Origin of the sequence: uncultured Exiguobacterium sp. (genome assembly GCF_964277885.1) — a bacterium.
In the GTDB taxonomy this organism is placed as follows: Bacteria; Bacillota; Bacilli; order Exiguobacteriales; family Exiguobacteriaceae; genus Exiguobacterium_A.
In genome coordinates this window covers 145,662-165,000 of the sequence record NZ_CAXYJR010000006.1, presented here as the reverse complement: position 1 = coordinate 165,000, position 19,339 = coordinate 145,662, and the positions used below count along the sequence as shown (strand labels likewise).

The following is a 19,339-nucleotide window of genomic DNA, read 5'->3' as shown; positions in this document are numbered from 1 at the left end:
GACGATAAGTTGTTTAGTTGCTGTCGTTTTGACGACTTCTATAATTTATCATGCTCCGAAATGAACGTCAACTACTTTTGTAAAAAATCTTTCCACGACATCGACCACATCGATATCTTTCCGTATTCATGCGTCTTTTCCTTCTATATAATGTGCTGCATTTCTCACATTCATAAAGATAGGATTTTTTTTCGTCTTCTTGTCTTCTCGGACTGTATCGAAGCCCACCGTAGCGCTCTAACCATTCCTTGAAGTCTTGATCTTGATGACGGTGCCCCATTCCTGCTAGATGTAAATGGTAGTGACACAGTTCATGAATCACGATTCCGCGGAAGACTTTCATGTCATCGATATATCGTTTATTGAAGTCTAAATGATGATCGCCTAAGAAATAGCGACCACCTGTCGTCTTCAGTCGTGAATTAAAATAAGCTTCATGTCGAAACGGTAAGGAAAATACGTCGAGCGACAGTTGCTCGACGTATCGTTGTAATTGTTCATTCGTCATTTCGGCGGAACCAGTGTCAAACCAATCCGTCCCCGCTCTGGTTCAACATTCGTCACCCATACCGTCACGATATCCCCGACCGCAACGACATCAAGTGGATGCTTGACACGTTTACGACTGAGCTTCGAGATATGAATTAAACCATTCTCTTTCACTCCGATATCAACGAACGCACCAAAATCAAGAACATTTCGGACCGTCCCTTGGAACTCCATCCCGACTTGGATCATATCCATCGATAGAACATCTTGGCGGAGCAACGGTTTATCGAGCGCTTCCCGTGGGTCACGACCCGGACGTTGTAACGCTTCGATGATGTCACGTAATGTCGGCTCTCCAATCTCGAGCGTCTGTGCCATCTCCGGTAATGACAATGTAGACAATTGTTCCCGCACCGCATCCGTTCCAACTTGATCCAGCGTTAAGCCGAGTGTCTTAAATAACTTCTCGACTGTCTTGTACTGTTCCGGATGAATCGGCGTCCGGTCGAGCGGATGCGTACCTTCTAAAATTCGTAGGAATCCTGCTGCCTGTTCATATGCCTTTGCACCAAGACGAGGAACTTTCAATAATTCCTGACGCGTCTTGAACGTCCCAAGTTCCGAGCGGCGTTCGACGATTTTTTTCGCCGTCGCCTTCGTGATTCCTGCGACATAACTCAAAAGCGGTTCTGACGCTGTATTAACATCAACTCCGACTTGGTTGACGACCGTCTCGACGACGAAATCAAGTGTCTCCTTCAGTTTCGTTTGCGAGACATCATGTTGATATTGACCGACTCCGACAGACTGCGGGTCGACTTTGACGAGTTCAGCCAGTGGATCCTGCAGGCGACGCGCAATCGAAATCGCGGATCGTTGTTCAACCTGAAGCTCTGGGAACTCTGTCCGGGCAATCTCTGAAGCGGAATAAATACTTGCCCCTGCCTCGTCGACGATCGTAAAGGCGATATCTTTTTGCCCCTTCATCCAGTCCGCAACGAATGCTTCTGTTTCCCGCGAAGCTGTACCATTGCCGATCGCAATCAATTCGATCCCGTATATATCGACGAGCTGCGAAAGAGTTTGACGTGCTTCTTTCGCTTTTTGTTCTGACATCGTCACGTAAATGACGCCGACTTCTTTCATTTCACCTGTCGGATCGATGACTGCCCACTTACATCCTGTCCGGTAAGCCGGATCCAGCCCCAACATGACTTTCCCTTTCATCGGTGGCTGCATATAGAGTTGGCGGAGGTTCTTACCAAAGACGTCGATTGCTTGGAGCTCTGCCTTTTCCGTCAGTTCATTGCGAATTTCTCGTTCGATGGCAGGGAAGACGGATTTTTTATAGCCCGTCGTGATCACCGCTTCGACGATATCGCGTTTCTTTGGCGCCAGTTGTGCGTATGAACGAAGCAATGTTGGTAAAACCTGCTGTTCCTCTAACACGACTTTCACAGAGACGATTTTCAATGCTTCCGCACGGTTAATCGCAAGAATCCGGTGCGGAACGATCTGTTGAATCCGTTCACTGTAGGCATAATACTGTGCAAATACACCTTTTTCATCGACTGCATCCTTTTTCTGTTTCGTAACGATTTCTGCTGAACGGCGCATTTGCTTACGAATGAACTCACGCACCGTCGCTTGTTCGCCCCACTCCTCGGCAATGATCGATTGTGCCCCGGTAAGAGCTTCTTCCGGATCCAGCCCATTGCTCAAGCGATGGAATGTCGCTTCATCATAAGCAGACTTGTCGCGGAACCAGTCAGCAAGTGGTGCAAGCCCTGCTTCCCGTGCAATTTCCGCCTTTGTCCGACGTTTTGGTCGAAACGGTAAATAGATATCTTCGACTTGTTGTAACGTCGTCGCTTCCTCGAGCGTTCGACGGAGTTCCGGCGTCAATGCACCTTGCTCCTCGATTTTTTCAAGGACGTCACTCCGTCTACTTTCAAGTTGTGTTAATTGTTTATGTCGATCAAGAATCGCTTTGATCGCGACCTCATCGAGTTCACCTGTCTGTTCTTTTCGGTAGCGGGCGATGAACGGAATCGTACCGCCTTCTTCCGTCAATTGTAAGACTGCCTTCACTTGCGCAGGACGTACATTCAATTCACTTGCGATTCTCTTTTCCATCTGCTTCACCTCTCATTCATTATACCGAAGAACGCATGGAAAAGAAAAAAGACTGACACGAGGTCAGTCTTTTGAGAATACTTCATTTGGTTCGACTTTGATCGCTTCACGTAACTTCTGCAAAGCACGTCGTTGGAGACGGGAAACGTGCATTTGTGAAATGCCGAGTAATTCGCCCGTTTCTTTTTGACTCATATTGCGGTAGTAGGCACATTCGAGAATCGAACGCTCGCGGTCCGTTAAGACAGCAAATGCCTTTTCAAGAATCAAACGCTGATCAACTGAGTCGTAGCCGTTTTCTTGATTCCCGACGAGGTCGAGTAACGTAACGGTACTACCTTCCTGATCTGCCTCAATTGAGCTATCGACAGATAACGCTTGATAACTCTTACCCATCTCAAGTGTTTCGAGGACTTCCTCTTCCGATACTTCAAGACGCGCAGCAATCTCATCGATACGCGGAGAACGTTGCAACTCCGTCGTCAATTCCTCGACTGCCTTCTTGATTTTCGGTCCAAGTTCCTTGATGCGACGTGGAACATGAACGCTCCATGTCTTATCGCGGATGAAACGTTTGATTTCACCGATGATCGTTGGTACAGCAAACGATTCAAAACTGCGACCGAATTCCTTATCGAATCGACGAAGCGCCGCGAGTAACCCAATCATGCCGACCTGAACGAGGTCGTCATGAATCGGTCGACCCCGCGAGAACTTCCGGGCCAAAGCTTCTACCAAGTCTGAATAACGCTCGAGTAATGCTGCATGCACTTCCTCATCTTGGTCGTCCTGCTGATACAAATCAATCAGTCGAAGTACTTCATCATCACTGTGATGGCGTTGTTGAGACTTTGCTGGCACTTTGACCCACCTCATCTCTATTCATATATTTTGTCATATGGACAGTGACGCCGTTCGCTTTCTCGATCGTTACTTGATCCATCAATGCTTCGATCATCAAGATACCGAGTCCTCCTTCGTGCAAGGAGTCGAGATCGTGTGCATCCGTAATCGGTTCGCTTTGGCGTTTGACCTCATCTTTATCGAATGTAATGCCGTTGTCCTTGACGATGATTTCAAGACGATCATCCGGATAGACATTACATGTCAACGCGATACTACCATCTTCTTTTCCTTCGTACGCATGTTGAACGGCGTTCGCACATGCTTCTGAGACAGCAATTTTGATATCTTCAATGTCATCGTACGTATATCCCATTCGGTTCGCGACGCCTGAAACCGTCAAACGGGCGATGGCTACATATTCCGGTTTTGCCGGTAATGTCATGTTCAGCTGTTCGTTCTTCATTGCGTTCCACCTCTTACACCACTATCAATTGTAATGATGCTTGAAAGACCTGTGATTTCGAATAGACGACGGATGCGTTCAGAAACGCCAACGAGCGTGAACGATGTTCCGTTCTTTTTCGCTGCTTTGAGTGCACCGACGAACACGCCGAGACCAGTTGAATCCATATAGTGTACTTCATCCAAATGGACGATGACATCGTTCGTTTCGACTGCCGGGACTAATTCTTGGCGAAGCTTTGGTGCGGTATACGTATCAATCTCACCTGCGATATAAAGATGCGTCTGACCGTCTAGCTGCTCTGTTTTAATTGTTAAATCCATCTTCAAGTTCCTCCTCAAGGAAAATCTGTCTATGTGGTCTTGCTATTCATCCTACCTCATCCCTTTATAAAAAGGTCACTTGGGTATGTTTCCCCGTAAAGAAAACTTTAAAACCCATTTTATAAAAAAAGAGGTCAAAAAAAGTCGTATACGCTAGTATCGACTCTTCTTGTGTTGCGCTTCTATGTAAGTGCCTAAAAATCAACCAAGCCTAAGCTGATTGCGACGGCACTATTTACTTTCATCATCGTGTCTGGATCTAGATGTGTGACTTTATCCGTTAGACGGCGTTTATCAATTGTACGGATTTGCTCAAGTAAGATGACCGAATCACGTTCTAATCCGTGTCGCTCTCGATATACTTCCACATGGGTCGGTAGTTTGGCTTTGTCGATCTGTGCCGTGATCGCAGCCACGATGACTGTCGGGCTGAATCGGTTACCAATATCATTTTGTAGAACAAGCACGGGACGAACTCCCCCTTGTTCCGATCCGACCACAGGTGACAAATTTGCATAAAACACGTCGCCACGTTTGACTATCAAAGCTTACACCCCGCTTACTTGACGTAGGAGTGAGAACTCCGCCTCCGTTTCAATCTGGAACATTTCGCCAACGATCGATAAATTGATTGCTGCCATTTCTTCGTAACCACGCTTCAATTCCTCACGTAGCTGACGCTTGCGTTCTTCGGTCGTATGGTTCGACTTCATCCCAATCGTCTCCTTCGCTACATTTCGCTCAACAAACTGCATTTCCCGTTGTTGGACCAAGATAATGGCACCTCCAGATTCACTGAAACCTTAACGAACGACTCACTTTCTACTTCAATATATCAGTCGAATTCAGAAAATACAATCAAAATTCAAACAAATAACATATTTTTGCCATCTTATTGATGTCTTGTACGAATCATTGACGCGGCACGCGTTTCGAGAATTGGCAAAGAACTTCATAGTTGATCGTCCCGAGCCAATGGGCTGCTTCCTCGATTGGTGCCCCTTCTCCAATCAGGATGACTTCCGTCCCGATCGGATATTCCCGTGGTAAACGAATCATGAGCCGGTCCATGCAGACTCGACCAACGATTTCACACGGTAGACCGTCCACAATCAATGAATAGCCTTGGAACTTGCGTGACCAGCCATCCGCGTAACCGATCGGAACAGTACCGATCCATTCATCCGTCGGTGCCGTATAGGTTGCTCCATAACTGATCGTTTGACCGGGCTCGACTTGCTTGACCTGCATCAAACGACTTTTCAGTGAAAACGCTGGTTTCAAGAATTCATAATGTCCTGCCATCTCATCGGACGGCATCGCCCCATATAATGCGATACCCACCCGAACGACGTTAAACGGTGCTTGTCCCGCTAAACGAATCGCTGCCGCAGAATTAGCGCAATGAATGTATCGAATGTCCGGTACATATGCGACATACGTTAAAAACGTCTCGAGCTGGTGTTCGAACAATCGGCTGTTTAGCTCGTCAGCGGTTGCGAAATGCGTATAGATACCTTCAAGTTCGACGAGATCATCATTACATTCAGTAAGAATTTGCTTCAACTCATCAACATGTTGCAGACCGAGTCGTCCCATTCCAGTATCGATCTTGATATGCAAACGGAGATGATCGATCTCAGTCAGATGACGTTTCGCCTCCCGGAGCCATTCAGCTGAAAAAACAGGAACGGCGACATCATAATTCGAAGCGACCGTCACATGTTCCGGTAGTAAAGCTTCAAGCATCAAAATCGGTGCTTGGATACCCGCTTCGCGCAACTCGATCGCTTCTTCAAGAAGTGCGACAGCGAGTAAGTCAGCCCCATTCTCAAGAGCAATCTCAGCAACTGTCACCGCCCCGTGACCATAGCCGTCCGCTTTAACGACTGCCATCACCTGTTGCTCGCCCATTCGTGTTTTAATTTCGCGTATATTATGTGCGATCGCTTCCCGATCGATTTCAATCCAAGTTGGTCGGTACATCCCATTCCCTCTTCTCTAATAAGACTTGCGCAGACGCGTAGTGCTCTGAATGCGTGATCGAGACATGGATGAAGCCATCGAATGGTCCGCTCATGATTGGTCGCCCCGTCTCGTTGTTTAAGACTTCAACATCCTGCCAGGTCACTTCTTTTCCAACACCGGTTCCGAATGCTTTGACGAACGCTTCCTTTGCAGCGAAGCGACCTGCCAAGTACTCGATTTTCCGGTGTCCCGAAAGCGATTGAAATCGCTCCTGCTCTGCCTGCGTCAAGATTCTACCCGCAAAACGTGGTTGCCGCTCAAGCGTTTGCTCGATTCGATTCAGTTCCACCAAATCGATTCCAATTCCATAAATCATCCGAGACGCCTCCACAGTTCTATTCTTCGCCATCTTCATATAGAATGAAGATGAAGCGAGGTGTTGTCATGTTTAGTCGAACGGAAAACCTACAAACGTTCACACGTTCTTATCCGGTCGTTTCGTTGTTCATTTTAATCCAAGTCGCCTTATTTGTCATCGAACAGTTAGGTGGACTCCTTAATCTGACGTTCTCTCCCTTAAGTGCAGGCGCAGCAATCAATCTCTTAATCGGACAAGGTGAATGGTGGCGTGTCGTCACGGCCACGTTCTTGCATTATGATTTTTGGCACATTGCGTTCAATACGTTTGCTCTCGTCATTTTCGCACCGCCTCTCGAGCGGATGATCGGGCATACTCGATTCGCCGCTTTTTACTTGCTCGTCGGTACGCTCGCGAACGTCTTGACGTACTTCACCAAAATCAATGAACCGTTTTACGGACAAGCCGGAGCATCCGGCGCCATTCTTGGTCTGCTTGGTTTTTATGTCTACTTGAGTCGCTTCAAACGGACAGTCATCATGGCAGATGATACACGTCTTGTGTATATCTTTACTGCGGTCACGGCAGTCTTTACGTTACTTGGATCGAACGTCGCTGTCTTCGGTCACTTGTACGGTTTTGTCCTCGGATTCCTCTTCGGATTCGTCTTCGGTAATCGTGCCGTGCCATTCACGCGTCCGTTCCAAACCGGTCGTCGGACGAGCGGTGGTCCCGTCTTCGTAAGCGGTTCTGGCCAACTTGGTCGTATTTTCTTCTACATCATCATCGCCTTTGCCGTACTCGGATTATTCTTCCGTTACTTGTAAAATGGCATACAAAAAGGACTCCTCTACAAGCGGGAGTCCTTTTTTGACTTATTTGCGAAGTACTTCTGCTAAGTCTTTCACGTCATCAATCAGGTTATGGATCGTTTCCTGATTATCCGTATAGAGTGCTTTTAGTTCCTCAAAGCGTCCTTTTGGATCTTGTTTGACAGCAGACAATTGTGTTCCTGCGCCGCTGAATGTCCGTTTCACTGCTGCGAACTGCGCTTGACGCGTATCTTTATGCAGTAGTGATAAAGTAGCGCCAACAAGTGCGCCACCGAGTGTTGCTACGACAAAATAGTTTTTCTTCATCTGTTAGTCCCCCTGCATCTCACTCATTTGTTGGTGGTACGATTTGATACCGTTTCATGACCGGAGAAGGCGCAAACGACTTCCCTGCCTCTTCAGCATACTGGTCTACCGTGAGACGTTCAACTGATTTTGCATAACGAGCCCCGTCCCCTGTCTCATGGAACTGGATCAATAAGACAAGATCCGTCCCCTTTTCGACACGTCCAATCCGAAAGGCCTGGAAGCCACCATATTCTGCCCCAATGACTTTCGGGTTTGACATCACTTGATGCACGAATAAATCCCCGCTATTTTGATCCGCTGGAATCGACCAATAGAAGAGACTGCCTTCATCCGAAAAATTCCCACGTGATTCGAGCAACGTATAGGTATTGCCACTTTGAAAAGGTGATTTCGAGTCTGTCTCCATCCAGAGGATAGCATCACCGCTTCCGCTAGCGACACGAATTTGAGCATCACGAGAACGAATTTGTTCCACGAACGAACCGCTACCGAATGTAATTGAAAGTTTAGATGGCATCACAGGCCTCCGCAAGTTGAAAGTCTTTTTCCGTCAATCCGTTTTCATCATGAGTCGTCGCCGCAAGTGTAACATTTTTATAGTCAATCACGATCCGCGGATGATGATTCAAGTTTTCAGCGATACTCCCGACTTCCTGTACAAAATCCAGTGCCGCAGGAAACGATGCGAGTGTATAGGTCCGGACGATTTCATCATCGACGACACTCCAATCTTGCAATCGTTCCAGGCGCTCTTCCACTTCATACTCATTCAACCTAGCCATCCCTTTCTCCTCCTCTACTATCATTTTCGTCCTATACCTTATACCCCATTCCACCATTTCTCTATACCTGTTTGTATCCGATTTCTTCCTTTCGCCTTCTATGTGAGATAGAGTACAATGTGAAAGAGAACACTAATTCAAAATCGGAAAGGGGCTCACGCACATGCGCGCTCTGATTGTTATTGATTACACGATCGACTTCGTTGCTGACGAAGGGAAGCTGACTTGTGGAAAACCAGGACAGGCGATTGAAGAACGGATCGCTACATTGATGGAGGAATTTTCAACAGAGGATTACGTCGTCATCGCCAACGATATTCACGAGGAAGGCGATACGTTCCACCCGGAAACCGTCCTTTTCCCGCCGCATAATATTCGCGGGACACATGGACGTGATCTGTTTGGGAAAGTCGCAGCCATGGCACGTGTCGCTGATCACGTCATCGATAAGACGCGTTATAGTGCGTTCGCCGGGACGGACCTTGATTTACGCTTGCGTGAACGCGATATCCGCGAAGTCCACCTCGTCGGCGTCTGTACGGACATTTGTGTCCTTCATACAGCTGTCGATGCCTACAATCTTGGATATCGTATCGTCGTCCATGCCGATGCGGTCGCAAGCTTTAACGCGACGGGTCACGAGTGGGCGCTTACACACTTTAAACAATCGATCGGCGCAGAAGTCGTCGGCGAATAAGAAGGGATCTGTCCGTCATGTTACAACGTAATCTTGCACTCCATACCGATCTATACTTACCGCGTTGGATGTACATCTATTGGAAAGAAGGACGTCATAATGAACGTGCCGTCTTTGATGTTTACTACCGTTCGAATCCGTTCGAAGGGGGCTACGTCGTTTTTGCGGGTCTCGAAAATATCATCGAGTATATCCAAACACTCCGTTTCACGGAAGAGGACATCACGTACTTGCAAGAGATGATTGGCTTCCCGGATGAGTTCAAGGATGAACTGCGTCAGTTCAAGTTCAATGGCTCGATCTCAAGTGTCAAGGAAGGCGAGATCGTCTTCCCGAACGAACCACTGATTCGGATCGAGGCACGCATTTTTGAAGCGAAGCTCTTGCAAACAGCGATTTTGAACATCGCGAACCACGAATCACTGATCGCGACAAAATACGCACGGATTCGTCAATCGGCTCCCCGCGCGAAGTTCCTCGAAGCTGGCGCCCGCCGTGCGCAAGGCATCGATGCCGCTTACTTCGGAACGCGTGCTTCGTACCTCGCTGGTTTTGACGTCACAAGTCTTGCTTCAGCAGGACGTGATTTCGGCATTCCATGCGGTGGAACGATGGAGCACGCCGACATTCAATTCCACGATGACGAATTGACGGCATTCCGGACATTTGCTTCTCATTATCCAGATCAAGCGACGTTACTCGTCGATACGTACGACACGCTCAAGAGTGGTCTTCCGAATGCCATCACGGTCGCGAAGGAACTTCAAGCTAAAGGACATAAACTGCGCGGCATCCGGATTGATTCCGGTGACTTATCCTACCTGTCAAAACGTGCCCGCAACATGCTTGACGAAGCCGGTTTTCCGGAAGTCGATATCGTCTTGTCAGGGGACCTCGATGAGTACGTCATCCAAGACTTGCGCATCCAAGGTGCCCAAGCCAATACGTTCCTCGTCGGGACACGCGGTATCACGGCCTACGAACAACCTGCTCTTGGGATGGTCTATAAACTGGTCGCGCGTGAAGTAGACGGCGAGCTTGCACCCGTCATCAAAGTGTCATCGTCAAAAGCCAAGACGACGACACCTCACATCAAGGAAGTCTATCGCATCATCGACCCGGTGACGGATAAGTTCAAAGGGGATTACGTAACGTTGATGGATGAAGATCCATCGACACTCGAAGCTGTCGATCTCATCGACGTCCGGGACCCATCGTTCCGTAACCGTGTTGAGCAGTTCAAGGTCGAACGTTTGCTTGAACCGATCTTCAAGGATGGAGAGCTAGTCTATACAGTTCCAACGATTGAAGAGAGCCGTCACTTCCATGAAACGCAGATTGGTCGTCTGTGGGAAGAGTACAAACGCCTTCGGTTGCCAGAGATTTATGCCGTCACATTCAGCGATCGTCTCTGGAAGCTCAAACTCGACATGATTCGGGATACCCGTCTGGCAAGTGGTTTAAAATAAGACGCCAAAAAGCGCCGTTCTTCCTCCCTCAGGATAAACGGCGCTTTTTATCATGTTAATCCTGCTTCGTTTCCGACAGGTGTCATTTCTGTTGGCGCTTGTTCCATCTTCTTACGAAAGTACCACGCGAAACCAAGCGCACCTCCGATGAAGACGATATACGTTATGCGTTGACCGAATTCAGCTAAGGAATCCGCGTAAAAAATACTGATTAAATGATCACTTCCACTAATGAGTAGCAAACAGGCAATCAGGAGCGCAATGCGATAAGCAAGCGTCGGGCGGTCTGTCGGTTCAGCATGCCAATACATGATGATATGGTGGGCAAGTAGGACGATACCCAGGATTCCTAATATTCCAATGAGTACTTGCGGCATAATGAACGATCCTCCTGTTAGTAGTATCTAGTCTTATTTAAACATAGTTCATACGAATTTCGTCAGGAAAAGTTTCCCGTCCCACATTCCTCACGGTATACTGTAGAAAAATCGTAAGCGATCAAGGGAGGGCATTTTTTCATGAAAACCTTTAAATTATGCACATTACGCATTTTAATGGACGAGTCAGGACGTGATACGACAATTCCTGTCGCCATTCAGGACGGATTGACGGTCAGTACCGAACAGACAGCACAATGGGTCGCGGAAATCGTCGTCCCTTCGAGCGATCAGCCGATCGTCGATGAATTGTTCACAAAACATTTACGTGCTTTGATTGAAATCACGATCTCACGACCCGATAATGACCCTGCCGCAATGATCGTCACGCCTCTTGAACGGACTGCCTTAAGCGAACACGTCTCGTATGTCTTCACCGGTAAGATGGTCATGATGAAGAATGATTTATCCGAATCGATCTTACGTGAAGTCGTTGAGGATGGATTTGCCGGCGAGGAACTCGTCCAAGAATACAAGGATCGTCGGTCAAAACGTGGTGCGCATATCACGAGCATCGCTAAAGAAACATTTAAACAGTATCTAGCAGAACATCCAGAAACACCGATTTCTTAAGGTTTTTCGACCTCATCCGTGATGTGATCCGCTACATTGATTCGATCAATCGTATAGTGGTCTGTATATTGGATATAATTCGCACACGCATTTTTCAAAGGTGTCCGGTAACTGAATGTCCCATCGATCGACGATAAAGCTGCTTTGATCGTATGCGAGTGACAGACAATTAAGATTCGTTTCCCCTCATAGGTGTGTGTCACTTCCTGTAATGCTTCGAATACACGATCCTGGATGGCTTGTTCTGTTTCAAGACCTGGCACAAGTGTCGTATCGTTCGCTTGAACGGCTTCGTAAATCGCTGCGACCGGTTCACCGGAAGCGGCTCCGAATTCGCGTTCGACGAGTCGGTCATCGGTCGCTGTGATCGTTAAACCAACAGCACGACCGATGATTTCTGCCGTCTCAACGGCACGCGACAATGGACTTGCTAACAAGACATCCCACTCCTCATCGGCTAGATAAGCGGCACTGAGTTCCGCTTGTCTTTTTCCTGTTGCATTCAACGGGATATCTTCTCTTCCTTGGATCCGCTCATTTAAGTTCCAATCGGTCTGACCATGTCGCACTAAACAAATTTCAGTCATGTCTCTGTCTCCTTCATTCAAGAAATATGACTGATTGTATCATGTTTTTCATCCGGAAGTTGCCGAGGTGGCAGTAACAGCACCTGACAAGTAAATTGCTCGATGCGATCAAGTAACCGTTCAATTTTTAATGGATTTTCTGTTTGAGCGAAACTGGCAAGTGAATGCGTACCATTCGGAAAAGAGAACAAACGAACATCCGCTCCGACATCGGCTCCTTTTTCAACGAAATGTAGGGCTTGGGAAAATGGGACGATTGGGTCTTTTTTGCCATGCAGGAGCATGATTGGTGGGGCATCCGATGATAGGTGTGTGACAGGTGAGACGTGCGTCATCAACTTGCGCCATTCTTCCCGCCCCCCTTTGTAGAACTTGATGTGGGCAATCCACGTCTGGATGAAATTAAACAACAAAAAATTCGTCGGTGGATATAAGGCGATGACACCACTGATCAATGGCATATGTCGCTCATCGCGCTCCCCAACGAAAGCAGATGGGGCAAGTGCCGTCGTCAGCATGAGTGCAGCTCCGGCTGAGTCTCCCCATACCATCATCCGTCCTCTTAAAATGCGAAGTTCCTCCGCTTTCTTGTTCAAAAAACATAATGCATCTCTTACATCTTCGAGGTTATCCGGAAAATAACTACCTTCTTCGAACAGACGATAATCGATACTACAGACAGCAACCCCAAGTTCAAGCAAGCGATCAACGATCGGGCTAAAACAGAACATGTCTTCACGCTCTCCTCGAACGAACGCGCCACCGTGTGCGTAGATGGCGACCGGAAACGGTCCTTCCCCCGGCGGATAGTAGAGATCGAGTTGTAAGTCACGGTCTCCCACTTGTTTATAGAGGAGTGTCCGCGGTGCGAGTTGCTTTTCTGTGATTGGCAAGGCGGGTTCAGTCCACCGAAGTAATGCACCGTAATTATTCCAGATACTTGCTCCCGCAGCTGCTGTCGTTAGTAATGCAGCTCCCCCCATTAGCCATGCAGTTTCACGTTTCACTTGATCACCTCCAAAAGACGTGCCAGTTTCTTCACTTTGTTATCTTTTACCCCGTTTTAAAAGAAGTCGAACGTCTCGGTATTCGTACTTGACGCTTCTTCAGCGTTCCGCTATAGTGAAAAAGTCCAAATCGGAATAATTACGTTTTAATAACGGAGGTAACATATAATGAAGAAAATCGTTCCTGCTTTAACGGTCGCATTCGCGAGCGCTAGTATCCTCGCAGCTTGTGGATCGAACACCAATTCATCGACTTCAGATGAGAAAAAGACAGAAATCTATGCATCGACGTTCGCGACGGCTGCTATTGCCCGCGAAATCGGTGGTGATCAAGTCGACGTCAAGATGATCGTTCCACCTGGAGCAGATCCCCACTCTTACGAGCCGACGTCAAAACAACTCACTGAGATTGCTAAGGGCGACTTGTTCCTCTTAACCGGTACGACGCTCGAGCCGTATTCGAAAAAAATCCAGGAGAGTCTAAATGGCACGGATGTCCGCTTCGTCGAGACGAGTAAGGACGTCAACTTACTAGAATCTAATGCTACACTTCATGCACATGAAGAAGAAGGGCACGATGATCATACAACGGATGAACATACGCATGAAGAAGAGGGGCATGACCACGGAAAATACGATCCACACGTCTGGCTCGACCCTGTCAACGCAAAAGCAATGGCACGTTCGATTACAAGTGCTCTATCAAAAGAAGTACCAAAAGACAAAACAACATTCGAAAAAAACTTAAAAGCGTTCGATCAACAAGCTGACGCACTCGATGAAGAGTTCAAACAAGCGGTCGCTGATGGATCGAAAAAAGAACTTCTCGTTACGCATGCGGCTTACGGTTACCTCGCAGAACGATATGGTTTCACACAACTGCCAATCGCGGGTATATCCCCTTCCGATGAACCGTCGCAAAAACAATTGGCTGCTTTAGTGAAAGAAGCACGGATGCATGATTTGAAATACGTCGCGTTCGAAGAAACGGTCTCACCAAAGGTCGCACGTGTCATCCAAAAAGAAATCGGAGCTGAATCCGTGACGATTCATAATCTAGAGTCGGTCACGAAAGCTCAACAAAACAGCTCTTATTTCAATTTGATGGAAGAAAACGTCCAAACATTGAAAAAGGCACTTCAGTAAAGTACAGTTGACACGCGTTACTCAATGCGATACGGTAAGAAACGTGTTTTACAACAATTGAATGACTTCTTTTTATCGCGAGAAACGGAGGGACTGGCCCAATGATGTTTCGGCAGCGGACGATTTGATTCGTACTGTGCCAAATCCAGCAAGCGAAAGCTTGAGAGATAAGAAGAGCGTCTTTATTTCATAAAGACCTCCTTCTTTCTTGCGAAGGGGTCTTTTTTTGTATCTTTGAGAAACGAGGTGTCAACAATGAATGAAACGATCACGCCTAACAAATGGGCGCTGCTTCCTCTCGTCGTATTCCTAGTCCTCTTCATCGGAGCCGGGATCTTCTATGACGACTTTTACAAATTTCCGATTCTTATCGCCGCATTGATCGCTTTGATCTTTGCTGCAATCACGACAAAAGGATCCATTAATCAAACGGTCGAACGAATTGCAACAGGTGCCGGAAATCCCGACATCATGATTATGGTCTTCATCTTCTTATTAGCCGGTACGTTCTCTGGAACGGCGGAAGCGATCGGTGCGATTGATGCAACCGTCAATGCTGCCTTAACGTTCCTACCTCCGTCACTCCTGATGAGCGGTCTGTTCGTCATCGCTGCCTTCATCTCGATGGCAATGGGAACTTCGACTGGAACGATTGCTGCGCTCGCACCGATCGCCTTCGGTATTCATGAAGCAACAGGCATCAACGTCGCAATCGCAGCAGCGTCAGTCGTTGGGGGTTCGATGTTCGGCGATAACCTGTCGTTCATCTCAGATACGACGATTGCCGCCGTCCGGACGCAAAAAACGAACATGCGTGATAAATTCCGGACGAACTTCATGATCGTCCTACCGGCTGCCATCTTGACTGTCATCTTACTCGCGTTCGTTTCTGGTTCTGGCGATGCGGTAACGGCTAAAGCATTCGAGTTCTACAAATTGATTCCATATCTCGCTGTCATCGTCCTTGCATTATTTGGTGTCAATGTCATCCTCGTTCTCGTCGGTGGTACATTGCTCACTGGCATCATCGGTATGATTGACGGTAGCTTCGGTTTAAGTGGGTTCGTCCTTTCGATGTCAAAAGGAATGATGGGCATGGCAGAGATTTCGATTTTGACGCTCCTCATGGGTGGTCTCGTCAGTTTGATCACGTTCAACGGTGGAATCGCCTACTTGAAAGAGACGTTGACGCGCAAGATTTCACAGCGTCGTGGTGCCGAATTCAGTATGGCGGCACTCGTCAGCGCGACGAACCTCGCAACGGCGAACAATACAATCTCGATTCTCGTCGCTGGACCACTCGCGGCTGAAATCGCCGATACGTATGAAATCGATCGTAAGAAATCAGCGAGTATTCTTGATATCTTCTCTTGCGGTATTCAAGGTATCATTCCGTATGGGGCACAACTCTTGATTGCAGCAGAGTTGACGAAGACGGCTTCGCCGGAACTGATTCCGTATCTGTTCTATCCGTTCCTGCTCTTCGTCTGTGGATCGATTGCTATCTTCTTCGGATTGCCACGGATGAAGAAGACTTCGACGAAACAAGAAAAAATTTCTTCTTAACCATAAAAACAGGTCCAATCGCGTCGACGATTGGACCTGTTTCATTATTTTTTCTGCTTTGCTTGTCGTTCTAAGATTAAATAGGCGATTGCCGGAAGTGGAAACTGAAGGAGTCCAGCGCCTCCCCAGACCCACGGATTACGTCCTGACTTTCGTGCACTAAAAAATAGACTCACTGCTTGTGTGACCAGCAAGGCACTAATACTAAGCCAAGCTCCCTTTGATAGCTTTTTATTCTTTTGAGCCATCTGTTATCCTCCTTTTTTGGACAGGCATTCAGATTTTATTACGCTTCTATTTTACCTCATATCCTATCTCTTCATGAGCATAGAAACGGACGGCTATGCTCGTTCGTGCTAAACTAAACAAGCAAATCTAAACTACGTTTTATGAGGAGGAGTAACACATGCAATACGCAAAACTTTCAAACGGTATTACGATTCCCCAAATCGGATTCGGTGTCTGGCAAGTAGACGAAGAAACAGAAGCACCAGCTGCTGTCGCTGAAGCACTACGTGTCGGCTATCGTCACATCGATACAGCTGCTGTCTACAAAAACGAGCGCGGTGTCGCAAAAGGAATCAAGGAAAGCGGCGTGAAACGTGAGGATCTCTTCTTAACGTCAAAAGTCTGGAACGATGATATTCGTGCCGGTCGGACGAAGGAAGCATTCGCAGAATCGCTCGAACGTCTCGAAACAGATTATCTTGACCTCTACCTGATCCACTGGCCGGTCGAAGGCTATATCGAAGCGTGGAAAGCAATGGTTGAATTGTATGAAGCAGGCAAGATCAAAGCGATCGGTGTCTCGAACTTCAAGGAACATCACCTCGATACATTGGCAGAAGAGGGCTTGATGGCACCAATGATCAACCAAGTCGAGTTGCATCCACAATTGCCGCAACACGAACTGCACGAATACTTGCAAGATCACAACATCCAAGTCGAAGCATGGAGCCCACTCATGCAAGGGAAATTCCTCGAAATCAACGATTTCAAGGAAATCGCAGAGAAGCACGGCAAGACGCCTTCACAAGTTGTCTTACGTTGGCACCTCGACAACGGCATCGTCGCTCTTCCAAAATCCGTTACACCAGCACGCATTGCGGAAAACTTCGACGTCTTTGATTTCCAACTCGATGCCGATGATCTTGAGAAAATTGATCGTATCGCAACGGATGTCCGCCTCGGACCAGATCCGGACGAAATCGATTTTTAATTTGACGATTCACGTAAAAGAGAGCCTCTTGATTCATCTGAACGATGAAAGACCCGTTTCAAGTCCATGACTTGGAATCGGGTCTCTTTTTTATGATTTAAGCTGATCAGACATAATAAATTAAAATCGTATCTTCCGCTTCTTCCGCCTTTTGAAAATAGGCGCGCAGATCGGCGAACTGTTCCCAGACATCCTCGAATTCTCCCGGTGTTCCGGCTTCATCATGAATCGAAGCGAGTGCCCGTTGATCAAAATTCCGCATCACCTCAGCCGAGATGATGAGGAGTGGCAAGGGAAGAATACCGACAATCGCCGCTTTTTCTTCGTTGACGATCAACTCTTCGCCAACGATCGCTCGTCCCAGGTTGTAATGTGTGTCTTGATCAATATAGATATCGATTTGATTCATCAAATGATAGATAGCGTTCGTCTGTTCGAGAGCAAATAATTGCTCATGATCGGGTTGTGTCTCATGAATGAATAAAATCCAGTCCATGATGATGTGAGGATCGTTTCCGAACGACTCCCAGACCGCATCCGTGACGCGGACGAAATGTACGTTTTCCATTCTCCCCCTCCCTTCTGTACTCTGTATTCCCTTTTTAAATTCGTTCTATACAAAAAAAGAGCCAGATTTCTCTGACTCCCTTTTCCCTAGATTGCTTTTTCATCTTTTTCTGACTCCTGCCATGCTTCAAGCGTATCTTTCCCTGGCAAATTCGGAATCGAATCCGCATAGAACCGTGGCTCTTTTCCAGCTTTTCGTTGCCCGACATAATCTTCGAGCGCTAGTTTCACGATTTTCGAAAGACGGAAGATCGCATACAGATTGACGACAGCCATCAGTCCCATGAAGATATCTGCTAAAGCCCAAACAAGGCTCGCTGATTCGACGAGGGATCCGAAAACGATCATTGCAAGAACGATTACTCGATACATCGTGATGATTTTCTTATCTTCTCGGATGAAGTTAATGTTTGATTCACCATAGTAATAGTTTCCGACGACGGAACTAAACGCAAAGAGGAAAATCGCGAGTACCATAAAACCTGTCGCAAGCGATCCGACTTGTGACGAAAGTGCTCCCTGTGCTAAATCAATACCAGCTAAAGCATCGCCATTCGCATCTTTCGTCGGAACCCCACTGACGAGAACAATCATCGCTGTCGCTGAACAGACCATCAATGTATCAACGAAGACCGCAAACGATTGAATCAATCCTTGTTTGACCGGGTGAGAGACTTCCGCTGTTGCCGCTGCGTTCGGCGCTGAACCCATACCGGCTTCGTTCGAGAATAAACCACGACGAATCCCGTTTAAGAGCGCCGCCCCTACTGCTCCGCCTGCGAGAGTCTTAAACTCAAATAAACCTTCCTGGAAGATCAATTTAAAGACACTTGGTAATACTTCAAGATTCGTCACCATGATATAGAGCGCGATCAAGATATAACCACCTGCCATAATCGGTACGAGGAATGAAGCAACCGTCGCGATACTGCGTACGCCACCAAAAATGACGAGTGCTGTCAGTACGACTAATGCGACAGTAATCCACATCTTATCAAAACCATATTGATTTTGAAGTGAGAGTGAAATCGTGTTTGATTGTAAAGAATTAAAAACAAATCCAAATGAAATCGTAATCAGTACGCTAAATAAGATTCCTAACCACCGCTGACCAAGTGCTTTTTCCATGTAGTAGGCTGGGCCCCCACGCCACGCCTTATCATCACGTACCTTATAAATTTGAGCGAGTGTACTTTCAACGAATGCCGATGCCGATCCGATCAAGGCAATTAACCACATCCAGAAAACCGCTCCCGGTCCACCGAGTGCGATTGCAGCTGCGACACCCGCAATGTTGCCGGTTCCGACACGCGCTGCCGTACTGATGGCGAATGCTTGGAATGGCGATACGCCATCTTTCCCTTTATCCGTTCCTTGGAACAGTAAACGTAACATCTCCGGGATCATCCGGAATTGAACAAACCGCATCCGGAATGTAAAATAAATGCCTAATCCAACGAGTAAAATAATCAATACATTCGTCCATAAGTAATCATTTGCTCGATCTACTAGTTTCATCACTTCTTTTTCCATCAAATCTCCTCACTTCCATCCATCTTTTTTC

General features: G+C 47.3%; 25 protein-coding genes and 1 riboswitch. Of the genes, 7 read left to right on the top strand and 18 right to left on the bottom strand.

Annotated elements, in window-relative coordinates; translation table 11 throughout:
• Positions 1 to 67: 67 nt before the first annotated feature.
• From ACHWTJ_RS13920 to acpS, 9 genes are all read right to left on the bottom strand, one after another.
• Positions 68 to 508, bottom strand: coding sequence for a SprT family protein (locus tag ACHWTJ_RS13920; RefSeq protein WP_294750344.1), 441 nt, complete (start codon positions 506 to 508; stop codon positions 68 to 70).
• Positions 505 to 2,625, bottom strand: a complete 2,121-nt coding sequence (locus ACHWTJ_RS13915; RefSeq protein ID WP_294748176.1) for a Tex family protein — start codon at positions 2,623 to 2,625, stop codon at positions 505 to 507. The genes ACHWTJ_RS13920 and ACHWTJ_RS13915 overlap by 4 nt, the downstream gene beginning before the upstream one ends.
• A 63-nt stretch (positions 2,626 to 2,688) precedes the next feature.
• Positions 2,689 to 3,486: an RNA polymerase sigma factor SigB gene (sigB, locus tag ACHWTJ_RS13910; protein ID WP_023469620.1), complete on the bottom strand. Its 798-nt coding sequence runs from the start codon at positions 3,484 to 3,486 to the stop codon at positions 2,689 to 2,691.
• Positions 3,452 to 3,934, bottom strand: coding sequence for an anti-sigma B factor RsbW (gene rsbW / locus ACHWTJ_RS13905; protein WP_035412210.1), 483 nt, complete (start codon positions 3,932 to 3,934; stop codon positions 3,452 to 3,454). Before rsbW ends, sigB begins: the two co-directional genes overlap by 35 nt.
• On the bottom strand, positions 3,931 to 4,257 hold the full coding sequence (locus ACHWTJ_RS13900; RefSeq protein ID WP_029342841.1) for an STAS domain-containing protein: 327 nt from the start codon (positions 4,255 to 4,257) through the stop codon (positions 3,931 to 3,933). Before ACHWTJ_RS13900 ends, rsbW begins: the two co-directional genes overlap by 4 nt.
• A 194-nt stretch (positions 4,258 to 4,451) precedes the next feature.
• On the bottom strand, positions 4,452 to 4,802 hold the full coding sequence (locus ACHWTJ_RS13895; protein WP_023469623.1) for a type II toxin-antitoxin system PemK/MazF family toxin: 351 nt from the start codon (positions 4,800 to 4,802) through the stop codon (positions 4,452 to 4,454).
• 3 nt (positions 4,803 to 4,805) lie between these two features.
• Positions 4,806 to 5,030 carry a hypothetical protein gene (locus ACHWTJ_RS13890; RefSeq protein WP_023469624.1) on the bottom strand — a complete coding sequence of 75 codons (225 nt, stop codon included), beginning with the start codon at positions 5,028 to 5,030 and terminating at the stop codon, positions 4,806 to 4,808.
• Positions 5,031 to 5,169: 139 nt separating this feature from the next.
• On the bottom strand, positions 5,170 to 6,243 hold the full coding sequence (gene alr / locus ACHWTJ_RS13885; RefSeq protein ID WP_294739863.1) for an alanine racemase: 1,074 nt from the start codon (positions 6,241 to 6,243) through the stop codon (positions 5,170 to 5,172).
• Positions 6,221 to 6,601, bottom strand: a complete 381-nt coding sequence (gene acpS, locus ACHWTJ_RS13880; protein ID WP_294739866.1) for a holo-ACP synthase — start codon at positions 6,599 to 6,601, stop codon at positions 6,221 to 6,223. Before acpS ends, alr begins: the two co-directional genes overlap by 23 nt.
• 68 nt (positions 6,602 to 6,669) lie before the next feature.
• Here acpS and ACHWTJ_RS13875 point away from each other — a divergent pair, with 68 nt between their 5' ends.
• Positions 6,670 to 7,410, top strand: coding sequence for a rhomboid family intramembrane serine protease (locus ACHWTJ_RS13875; RefSeq protein WP_294739869.1), 741 nt, complete (start codon positions 6,670 to 6,672; stop codon positions 7,408 to 7,410).
• A 48-nt stretch (positions 7,411 to 7,458) separates the two neighbouring features.
• On the opposite strand, the gene ACHWTJ_RS13870 is transcribed toward ACHWTJ_RS13875, so the two are convergent.
• The 3 genes from ACHWTJ_RS13870 to ACHWTJ_RS13860 are packed head-to-tail and all read right to left on the bottom strand — an operon-like array spanning position 7,459 to position 8,507.
• A complete protein-coding gene (locus ACHWTJ_RS13870) occupies positions 7,459 to 7,722 on the bottom strand; it encodes a hypothetical protein (RefSeq protein ID WP_023469628.1) in 264 nt (87 codons plus the stop codon).
• 19 nt (positions 7,723 to 7,741) lie between these two features.
• The gene (locus ACHWTJ_RS13865; RefSeq protein ID WP_294739873.1) at positions 7,742 to 8,242 is read right to left on the bottom strand and encodes a hypothetical protein; all 501 of its coding nucleotides are present in this window, start codon (positions 8,240 to 8,242) and stop codon (positions 7,742 to 7,744) included.
• On the bottom strand, positions 8,232 to 8,507 hold the full coding sequence (locus ACHWTJ_RS13860; protein WP_023469630.1) for a 4a-hydroxytetrahydrobiopterin dehydratase: 276 nt from the start codon (positions 8,505 to 8,507) through the stop codon (positions 8,232 to 8,234). The genes ACHWTJ_RS13865 and ACHWTJ_RS13860 overlap by 11 nt, the downstream gene beginning before the upstream one ends.
• A gap of 163 nt (positions 8,508 to 8,670) precedes the next feature.
• Between ACHWTJ_RS13860 and ACHWTJ_RS13855 the strand changes: the two genes are divergently transcribed.
• Both ACHWTJ_RS13855 and ACHWTJ_RS13850 read left to right on the top strand, forming a co-directional pair.
• Entirely contained in the window at positions 8,671 to 9,204 is a 534-nt protein-coding gene (locus ACHWTJ_RS13855) for a cysteine hydrolase family protein (protein WP_294739876.1), read from the top strand.
• A 17-nt stretch (positions 9,205 to 9,221) separates the two neighbouring features.
• The gene (locus ACHWTJ_RS13850; RefSeq protein ID WP_294739878.1) at positions 9,222 to 10,673 is read left to right on the top strand and encodes a nicotinate phosphoribosyltransferase; all 1,452 of its coding nucleotides are present in this window, start codon (positions 9,222 to 9,224) and stop codon (positions 10,671 to 10,673) included.
• Between the two features lie 50 nt (positions 10,674 to 10,723).
• Here ACHWTJ_RS13850 and ACHWTJ_RS13845 read toward each other — a convergent pair whose 3' ends face one another.
• Positions 10,724 to 11,050 (bottom strand): hypothetical protein, encoded by a 327-nt coding sequence (locus tag ACHWTJ_RS13845; protein ID WP_029342848.1) that lies wholly within the window; start codon positions 11,048 to 11,050, stop codon positions 10,724 to 10,726.
• Between the two features lie 141 nt (positions 11,051 to 11,191).
• Here ACHWTJ_RS13845 and ACHWTJ_RS13840 point away from each other — a divergent pair, with 141 nt between their 5' ends.
• Positions 11,192 to 11,683: a YwpF family protein gene (locus tag ACHWTJ_RS13840; protein ID WP_035412187.1), complete on the top strand. Its 492-nt coding sequence runs from the start codon at positions 11,192 to 11,194 to the stop codon at positions 11,681 to 11,683.
• On the opposite strand, the gene ACHWTJ_RS13835 is transcribed toward ACHWTJ_RS13840, so the two are convergent.
• On the bottom strand, positions 11,680 to 12,270 hold the full coding sequence (locus tag ACHWTJ_RS13835) for a histidine phosphatase family protein (RefSeq protein ID WP_394679880.1): 591 nt from the start codon (positions 12,268 to 12,270) through the stop codon (positions 11,680 to 11,682). The two genes, ACHWTJ_RS13840 and ACHWTJ_RS13835, sit on opposite strands and share 4 nt — an antisense overlap.
• Before the next feature lie 17 nt (positions 12,271 to 12,287).
• Positions 12,288 to 13,277 (bottom strand): alpha/beta hydrolase, encoded by a 990-nt coding sequence (locus ACHWTJ_RS13830; RefSeq protein WP_294748172.1) that lies wholly within the window; start codon positions 13,275 to 13,277, stop codon positions 12,288 to 12,290.
• Positions 13,278 to 13,445: 168 nt separating this feature from the next.
• Between ACHWTJ_RS13830 and ACHWTJ_RS13825 the strand changes: the two genes are divergently transcribed.
• On the top strand, positions 13,446 to 14,423 hold the full coding sequence (locus tag ACHWTJ_RS13825; protein WP_394679879.1) for a metal ABC transporter solute-binding protein, Zn/Mn family: 978 nt from the start codon (positions 13,446 to 13,448) through the stop codon (positions 14,421 to 14,423).
• A gap of 69 nt (positions 14,424 to 14,492) precedes the next feature.
• Positions 14,493 to 14,597: riboswitch (SAM riboswitch) on the top strand.
• A gap of 81 nt (positions 14,598 to 14,678) precedes the next feature.
• On the top strand, positions 14,679 to 15,989 hold the full coding sequence (locus tag ACHWTJ_RS13820) for a Na+/H+ antiporter NhaC family protein (RefSeq protein ID WP_294739892.1): 1,311 nt from the start codon (positions 14,679 to 14,681) through the stop codon (positions 15,987 to 15,989).
• Positions 15,990 to 16,033: 44 nt separating this feature from the next.
• Here the strand turns inward: ACHWTJ_RS13820 and ACHWTJ_RS13815 are convergent, their stop codons facing one another.
• Positions 16,034 to 16,237, bottom strand: a complete 204-nt coding sequence (locus ACHWTJ_RS13815) for a hypothetical protein (protein WP_035412176.1) — start codon at positions 16,235 to 16,237, stop codon at positions 16,034 to 16,036.
• A 158-nt stretch (positions 16,238 to 16,395) separates the two neighbouring features.
• Here ACHWTJ_RS13815 and ACHWTJ_RS13810 point away from each other — a divergent pair, with 158 nt between their 5' ends.
• On the top strand, positions 16,396 to 17,208 hold the full coding sequence (locus ACHWTJ_RS13810; protein ID WP_029342855.1) for an aldo/keto reductase: 813 nt from the start codon (positions 16,396 to 16,398) through the stop codon (positions 17,206 to 17,208).
• Between the two features lie 106 nt (positions 17,209 to 17,314).
• Here the strand turns inward: ACHWTJ_RS13810 and ACHWTJ_RS13805 are convergent, their stop codons facing one another.
• Together ACHWTJ_RS13805 and ACHWTJ_RS13800 are read right to left on the bottom strand one after the other, a co-directional pair.
• Complete coding sequence (locus tag ACHWTJ_RS13805; RefSeq protein WP_023469641.1) at positions 17,315 to 17,776, bottom strand: hypothetical protein; 462 nt, start codon at positions 17,774 to 17,776, stop codon at positions 17,315 to 17,317.
• An 86-nt stretch (positions 17,777 to 17,862) separates the two neighbouring features.
• Positions 17,863 to 19,308 (bottom strand): sodium:alanine symporter family protein, encoded by a 1,446-nt coding sequence (locus ACHWTJ_RS13800; RefSeq protein WP_294739895.1) that lies wholly within the window; start codon positions 19,306 to 19,308, stop codon positions 17,863 to 17,865.
• Positions 19,309 to 19,339 lie beyond the last annotated feature (31 nt).